This window comes from Stenotrophomonas sp. HMSC10F07 (genome assembly GCF_001807895.1).
GTDB lineage: Bacteria > Pseudomonadota > Gammaproteobacteria > Xanthomonadales > Xanthomonadaceae > Stenotrophomonas > Stenotrophomonas sepilia.
Genome location: NZ_KV791448.1, coordinates 37,717 through 44,776, shown reverse-complemented (window position 1 = coordinate 44,776; position 7,060 = coordinate 37,717). Strand labels below are relative to the sequence as shown.

The following is a 7,060-nucleotide window of genomic DNA, read 5'->3' as shown; positions in this document are numbered from 1 at the left end:
GCACAAACGACTTAATCCCCTCCGTCCCCTTTTTCGTCAATCCAGGAACCGCGCGGCCTGTTCCGGTGCGGGTAGATGGCAGGTGTCATGCCGACCGAACCAGCGGTAGCGGTTGCGTGCCAGCGCGCGATACGCCGCATCACGCCAGCGGCGCGGCACGAGCCGCAGCACGCCGGCCAGGCGCCAGGCGCCGCCCAGCCCCGCAAGTACGCGCAGGATCGCATCGGTATCGGTCCAGGCCCCCTGTGCGTCCAGCAGCAGGAACGACATCGGGTCCTGCGGATCCAGCCCGTGCGCGCGCAGCATCGCGCTGCCCTTCTGCCCCTGCATCGCTGCAAAGCGGTAGCGCCCCCTGCGGTCGAAACGCAGCAGGAACCGAACCCAGCGATTGCACAGTGCGCACACGCCATCGAACACGACCACCGCGCTGCCAGCCTCGGCGGCAGCGTCACTGCGGTTCGAGCCAACCTTCATAGCGGATCAGGGCTCCGGGCCAGGGCAGCGTCACATCGACCAGGAAAGTGTAGCGCTCGCCCTGCCAGGCTTCACGGCAGCGCACACCGCCGAACCAACGCGTCGGCAGCGGCAGCAGCCCGAACGCCCAGACCCGACGCACCGACCAGTCGATACCACCGTCGCGGGCCTGCAGCGCGAACTCGAAGCGCACCGCGCCCAGCTGCTCGCGCAGATGCCCGTCGTGCGCCCACAGCCGCGACACCATTGGCCAGCGGCCGAACCGCCGCGCCCACTGCTCACCCTGCCGGTAGCGGTTGAACGCCACCTCGGTGGGCAGCGCGTCACCGTCCTGTGGCAACCGCGCCAATGCAGCCAGCAGCGGCACCAGCCAGTGCCGCCCCCTCACGATGCAGGCCTGCCCTGCGTAGCGGCACGGCAACGGCGCGGCATGCAGCGCCTGCACCGGTCCTGCCAGGGTGGCAAAGGCCGGCCCCAGCACACGCGCGAACAGCGGCGGAGTCAGGGCGCGATCCAGGCCAGGGTCGCCATGCGCCCGGTGCGACGATCGCGCCGATGCGAATACAGGTCCGGGTCGGCCATCGTCGACACCGTGCCACCATACACCTGTGCCGGGTCCATCCCCGCAGACTGCAGGCGCTGCCGCGCCAGCGCGAACAGGTCCACCTTCCAGTGTCCGGGACGGGTCGCGACGAACGCCCGCTCAGCAGCGGGATCATGGCCGACGAAGGCGTGATAGACCTCCTCGCCGATCTCATAGTCGGACGGCCCGGCGGCCGGGCCCAACCAGGCCCGCAGCTGCGCCGGCGACGTCTGCAGGGCGGCCACCGTGGCCTCCAGCATGCCGTCGGCCAGCCCCCGCCAGCCGGCATGGGCCGCGCCCACCTCGCTGCCGTCTGCGGCGGCGAACACGACTGGCAGGCAGTCGGCGGTCAGGATCGCCAGCACCACGCCCGGCACCGAGGTTACCGCCGCGTCGGCCACCGGCTCGCTCGCGCCAGGCGCCGGCGGTGCATCGAAGCGCAGCACGGTGCTGCTGTGCACCTGGCGCAGCCAGTGCGGTGCCGACGGCAGCGCCAGCCCCTGCTGCAGCAGCTGGCGGTTGTGCTCAACGTTGGCTGGGGTATCACCATCGGCCGCGTGCCGGTTGCCCAGGTTGAACTGCGCGAACGGCGCCGGCGAGATGCCCGCACCGTGCCGGCGCGTGGTCAGCGCATGGACGCCTGCGGGCGCCGGCCAGTCGGCCTGCAGCAACGGCAGCGCGGCCGCCATCACCAGCGGTCCCGCTCGCGGGCGGCGAAGGCTTCGCTGTCTTCGCGCAGCACCTTCATCAGGTGCAGCATGTCCTCCGGCACCGGCGCGGTGTTGCGCACCGGTTCACCGGTGATCGGGTGCATGAACTCCAGGGTCTCGGCGTGCAGGGCCTGGCGCTTGAAGCCGCGCAGCGCGGCCACCAGCTCGTCGCTGGCGCCCTTGGGCAGCTTCAGCGCGCCGCCATACAGCGGGTCTCCGATGATCGGATGGCGCACGTGCGCCATGTGCACGCGGATCTGGTGGGTACGGCCGGTTTCCAGGCGGCACTCCAGCGCGGTGTGTGCCCGGAAGCGCTCGCGCAGGCGGTAGTGGGTCACCGCCTCCTTGCCGTCCTCACGCACCGCCATCTTCAGGCGGTCGCGCGGGTGGCGGTCGATCGGGGCATCGGCTGTACCACCGGCCACCAACGCGCCCATCACGATGGCCAGGTACTGACGGTGCACGTCACGTGCCGCCAGCTGCTCGACCAGCGCGGTCTGCGCTTCCAGGGTCTTGGCCACCACCATCACGCCGCTGGTGTCCTTGTCCAGGCGGTGCACGATGCCGGCGCGCGGCAGCACCGCCACCGACGGATCGCGGAACAGCAGCGCGTTGACCAGGGTGCCGCTGTGGTTGCCGGCACCCGGATGGACCACCAGGCCGACCGGCTTGTTGATCACCAGCAGGTGCTCGTCCTCGAACAGCACGTCCAGCGGGATGTCCTCCGGCTGGGCATCGGTCTGGGTTTCCAGCACCGCGTTGAGGGTCACCACCTCGCCGCCGCGCAGCGGATCGCGCGGGCGCACCTGGGCACCGTCCAGCAGGACCTCCCCGGCCTTGATCCACTCGGTCAACCGCGAGCGCGAGTATTCGGGGAACAGTTCGGCCACGACCGCGTCGAAACGGCGGCCGGCGGCGGTGTCGGGGACGATGGCCTGGCGGGCCGATTCAGAGGGTTGTTCAGACATGGCAGGGGGCATTCTTTGAAATTTTGGGGTCCCGGCGGCCGGTTTCAGTCGCTGGACAGGACACTAGGCTATCATCGACCCTTCGTATTCCAGCCGCGTCCCGCCTCGACCCCATGATCCGACGCTCCGCCATGCTCTCCGCGCCCGTCCGCCTCACCGCCCTGCTGCTGGTGCTGGTCATCGCCGCAACCGGCTGCCATCGCGGCGCCAAGAAGGGGGATCGCCCCGATGAAGGCGTGCCGGTCGAACAGCTGTACGAGAAAAGCCACAAGCTGATGCAGGGCGGCAACTGGAGCGGCGCCGAAGCCAGCTTCCGCCGTCTGGTGGCCCAGTATCCGTACGGTCCGTACACCGAGCAGGCGATGATCGAAACCGCCTACGCCCAGTACAAGGCCGGCAAGCACGATGACGCGGTGTCCAGCATCGACCGTTTCATCCGTACCTACCCGACCCACCGCAATATTGCCTATCTGTACTACCTGCGCGGCCTGGCCAACTCCAACCGCAGTACGGTTTTCCTGCGCCGCGTATGGTCGCTGGATGCCAGCCGCCGCGACCTGTCCACGCCGCACCAGGCGTACTCGGACTTCAACATCGTGGTGGATCGTTACCCGAACAGCCGCTACGCCGCCGATGCGCGCCAGCGCATGCTGGAGCTGCGTGACGTGTTCGCCCAGCACGAGCTGGACAACGCGCTGTACTACATGCGCCGCGGCGCCTGGGTGTCAGCCGTGGGCCGCGCCAACTACCTGCTGGAAACCTACCCGCAGAGCGCCTTCCAGTACGACGCCGTGGCCGTGCTGGCCGATTCCTACACCCACCTGGGCAACAAGACCCTGGCCGACGACGCCCGCCGCGTCCTGCAGCTGAACCAGCCGGACCACCCGTGGCTGGAAGGCAAGTGGCCGAAGTACCCGTGGATGATCCGCAAGCTGAACCCGTTCGCCGGCGAGAAGTCCGCCAGCACCGGCCAGCGCAACGCGCGACTGGAAAAGAAGTAAGCGAGGGCCCCGAAAGGGGCCTTTTCTTTGTCGGTAGATCCACGCCATGCGTGGATGGTTCGTGCGCCAATGGACCACGACACTAGGAATGCTACGAATACCCGGCGGATGCGACGCCGGTCGCAGCCTGCCCGGGCACGACCATCCACACTGCAGCGCCACGGCCACACCGGCCATCACGGAGCGCCCCATGGCCCGTCTGCCCTGCTGCAGTATCCGCCCTCTGTCCTGCCTCCTCGCCATCGCGCTGCTGGCGCTGACCTCGGCGCCGCCGGCCGCCGCACAGGACGCAGCGGGCGATCTGCTGTCCGCAGCCCCCTATCGCGCCACCTGGGTGCCGTCCCAGGCCGCCCAGGCCTACAAACTGCACTACCGCACCCCTGACCACCGCGGGCAGCTGGCCGAAGGCACCGGCCTGCTGTACCTGCCCGCCGGCACGCCGCCCATCGGCGGTTGGCCGGTGGTGTCGTGGGCGCATGGCACCCAGGGCATTGCAGATCGTTGTGCGCCCTCGGTCTCCGGCCCCTACCAACCCGAACGCGACGGGCACTTTCTCGATCGGTTCCTGGCACAGGGCTATGCAGTGGTCGCCGCGGATTACCAGGGCCTCGGAAGCTCAGGCGACCATGCCTATCTGCATGTGCGCACTGCCGCGCGCAACGCCATCGACATGATCAAGGCCAGCCGCCAGTACCTCGGCAACGGGACGCTGTCGCCGCGCTGGGTCTCGGTCGGCCATTCGCAGGGCGGTGCCGCCGCGCTCACGGCGGGCCACATCGCCCCCACCTATGGCGGACCGTCGCTGCAGTACCGCGGCAGCTTCACCACCGGCACGCCCACCGCAGTCGAACTGACCGCGCTGGTGATGAAGCCGGACAACCGCACCGCCAATCCGGGCGCGCTCAACGCGTATCACGCGTATCTGCTCGATGGCCTGCTGCAGGTCGCGCCGCAGATCGACCGCGTCCTCAGCGATGAAGGCCGCGCGCGGGTGGCGGTGGCACGCGAGCAGTGCCTGGGCGAACTGGCCACCACGCTGGACGGCGCCGACACCGGCAGCATGTTCACTGCGCCGCTGGCCAGCGTGCCGGGCATCTGGGCGGTGCTGTACGACTATCTCGGCGTACCGCGCCGCGGCTTCAGCCAACCGCTGATGTTGGGCCATGGCAGCCAGGACCGCGATGTGCCCTACCTGACCACCCTGCTGTACGCCGCTGGCCTGGCCCTGCGAGGCGAGCCGGTCGCGTTCCGGCGCTACCCCGTCGACCACCGGGGCACGCTGGACGCAGCGGCGGTCGATAGCGTGGGGTTCGTACGTGCGCGACTGGGGGACGATCCCTTCAACGACGCTGCGGAAACCGCCGGCCTCGAACAGTTGCTCGACGGAGTCCGGTAGATCCACGCCAAGCGTGGATGATCTTCGACCATCGTGCGGACCAAGCTCCGCACCCACCAGGGAGGGGCCAACGGGTTGCCGGCCAGCGGCCGGCACGACCCGACAAGCGCTGCCTCAGCCCTTGTAGCCGTTGCTGATCGGGTAGCGCCGCTCGCGGCCGAACGCGCGGCGCGAGACCTTCGGCCCCGGCGCGGCCTGGTGCCGCTTCCACTCGCTGATGCGCACCAGGCGCAGCACGCGGTCGACCACGGCTGCGTCGTAGCCGGCGGCCACGATCTCGCCGCGCGACTGCTCCTGGTCGATGTAGCGGTAGAGGATGCCGTCCAGCACGTCATAGGCCGGCAACGAGTCCTGGTCCAGCTGGTTCTCGCGCAGCTCGGCCGACGGCGGGCGGCTGATCACCGCCGGCGGGATCACCGGTGCGCCGCCCACGGTATTGCGCCACTTGGACAGGCCGAACACTTCGGTCTTGTACAGGTCCTTCAGTGGCGCATAGCCACCGCACATGTCGCCGTAGATGGTGGCGTAGCCGACCGCGTACTCGCTCTTGTTGCCGGTGGTCAGCAGCAGGCCACCGAACTTGTTGGCCAGCGCCATCAGGATCACGCCGCGGCTGCGCGACTGCAGGTTCTCTTCGGTCACGTCCGGCGCGGTGCCTTCGAACATCGGCGCCAGCGATTCCATCAGGCCCTTGAACGCCGGCTCGATCGACACAGCCTCAAGCTTCACCCCCAGCGCCCGGCACTGCTCGGCGGCCAGGTCGTTGGACAGGCCGGCGGTGTAGCGCGAGGGCAGGCGCACGGCGGTCACGTTCTCCGCGCCCATCGCATCCACGGCCAATGCCAGCACCAGGGCCGAGTCGATGCCACCGGACAGGCCCAGCCACACCTTCCTGAAGCCGTTCTTGCGGCAATAGTCCTGGATGCCACGGGTCACCGCGCGCCAGGCCAGCGCGTCCATGCTCTCGTCGCCGTCGTCCATCCACACATGCGGCATGAAGCGGCGGGTCTCACCGTCATACTCCACCACCAGCCACTGGTCGACGAAGGCAGCAGCGGCCGGGTGCACCGTGCCATCACCATCCGCCACCACCGAAGCACCGTCGAACACCAGCGCATCCTGGCCGCCCACCACGTTGAGGTAAGCGATGGCCGCCCCGCTCTCGCGGGTACGCGCGGCCAGCACGGCGTCGCGCTGCGCGTGCTTGCCACGCTCGTAGGGCGAAGCATTCGGCACCACCACCAGCTGCGCACCCGCGCGCGTGGTGTCGGCCAGCGGCTCGGCGAACCACAGGTCCTCGCAGATCAGCAGGCCGACCGGAATGCCATTGACCTCGAACACGCAGCTGCCACCATCCGGATCGACGTCGAAGTAGCGGCGCTCGTCGAAGACCGCGTAGTTGGGCAGTTCGCGCTTGCGGTAGGTCTGCTCGACCAGGCCGTCACGCAGTACGCTGGCAGCGTTGTAGACCACCGCGCCAGCCGCCTGCGGCCAGCCGACCACGGCGGTGATGCCACGGCAGGCGGTGGCGATACGGGTCATCGCCTGCTCGCACTCGTACAGGAAACCCGGGCGCAGCAGCAGGTCCTCCGGCGGGTACCCGCTCACCGCCAGCTCGGGGAACATCACCAGCTCGGCGCCGTACTCATCGCGCGCCTGGCCGATCATCTCGATGATGCGCTCGGTGTTGCCGGCGACGTCGCCGACCGGGAAGTCGAACTGCGCCATCGCGATGCGGATCGAAGCCATGGGAATCCAGCCTGTGGTTGCAATGCTTCCATTGTAACGCCGCGCCATGCGCTCGCCGGGCGCACGCACTGCATGGACAGCCCTGGCTCAGTAGATCCACGCCATGCGTGGATGGGGTTGCCAGGATGGCCAGGGCACCAGACGCAGAAAGGCCGCCCGGAGGCGGCCCTTCTGTTTCA

Annotated in this window: 7 protein-coding genes; 2 read left to right on the top strand and 5 right to left on the bottom strand. The window is 69.2% G+C overall.

What is annotated here, in order from left to right:
* Positions 1-36 precede the first annotated feature (36 nt).
* From HMPREF3114_RS18910 to rluD, 4 genes are read right to left on the bottom strand one after another with little or no spacing between them, the layout of a single operon-like run.
* Positions 37-474: a thiol-disulfide oxidoreductase DCC family protein gene (locus HMPREF3114_RS18910; RefSeq protein ID WP_053499177.1), complete on the bottom strand. Its 438-nt coding sequence runs from the start codon at positions 472-474 to the stop codon at positions 37-39.
* Positions 449-955, bottom strand: coding sequence for a DUF4166 domain-containing protein (locus HMPREF3114_RS18905; RefSeq protein ID WP_070490413.1), 507 nt, complete (start codon positions 953-955; stop codon positions 449-451). The genes HMPREF3114_RS18910 and HMPREF3114_RS18905 overlap by 26 nt, the downstream gene beginning before the upstream one ends.
* Before the next feature lie 20 nt (positions 956-975).
* On the bottom strand, positions 976-1,746 hold the full coding sequence (gene pgeF / locus HMPREF3114_RS18900; RefSeq protein WP_070490411.1) for a peptidoglycan editing factor PgeF: 771 nt from the start codon (positions 1,744-1,746) through the stop codon (positions 976-978).
* Positions 1,746-2,735, bottom strand: coding sequence for a 23S rRNA pseudouridine(1911/1915/1917) synthase RluD (gene rluD / locus HMPREF3114_RS18895; RefSeq protein ID WP_083297626.1), 990 nt, complete (start codon positions 2,733-2,735; stop codon positions 1,746-1,748). Before rluD ends, pgeF begins: the two co-directional genes overlap by 1 nt.
* A gap of 113 nt (positions 2,736-2,848) precedes the next feature.
* On the opposite strand from rluD, the gene HMPREF3114_RS18890 reads away from it, so the two are divergent.
* Both HMPREF3114_RS18890 and HMPREF3114_RS18885 read left to right on the top strand, forming a co-directional pair.
* Entirely contained in the window at positions 2,849-3,736 is an 888-nt protein-coding gene (locus tag HMPREF3114_RS18890) for an outer membrane protein assembly factor BamD (RefSeq protein ID WP_032960726.1), read from the top strand.
* Between the two features lie 190 nt (positions 3,737-3,926).
* Positions 3,927-5,132, top strand: a complete 1,206-nt coding sequence (locus tag HMPREF3114_RS18885; protein WP_070490409.1) for a lipase family protein — start codon at positions 3,927-3,929, stop codon at positions 5,130-5,132.
* A 114-nt stretch (positions 5,133-5,246) separates the two neighbouring features.
* Here HMPREF3114_RS18885 and HMPREF3114_RS18880 read toward each other — a convergent pair whose 3' ends face one another.
* Positions 5,247-6,881: an NAD+ synthase gene (locus HMPREF3114_RS18880; RefSeq protein ID WP_070490407.1), complete on the bottom strand. Its 1,635-nt coding sequence runs from the start codon at positions 6,879-6,881 to the stop codon at positions 5,247-5,249.
* Between the last annotated feature and the right edge of the window lie 179 nt (positions 6,882-7,060).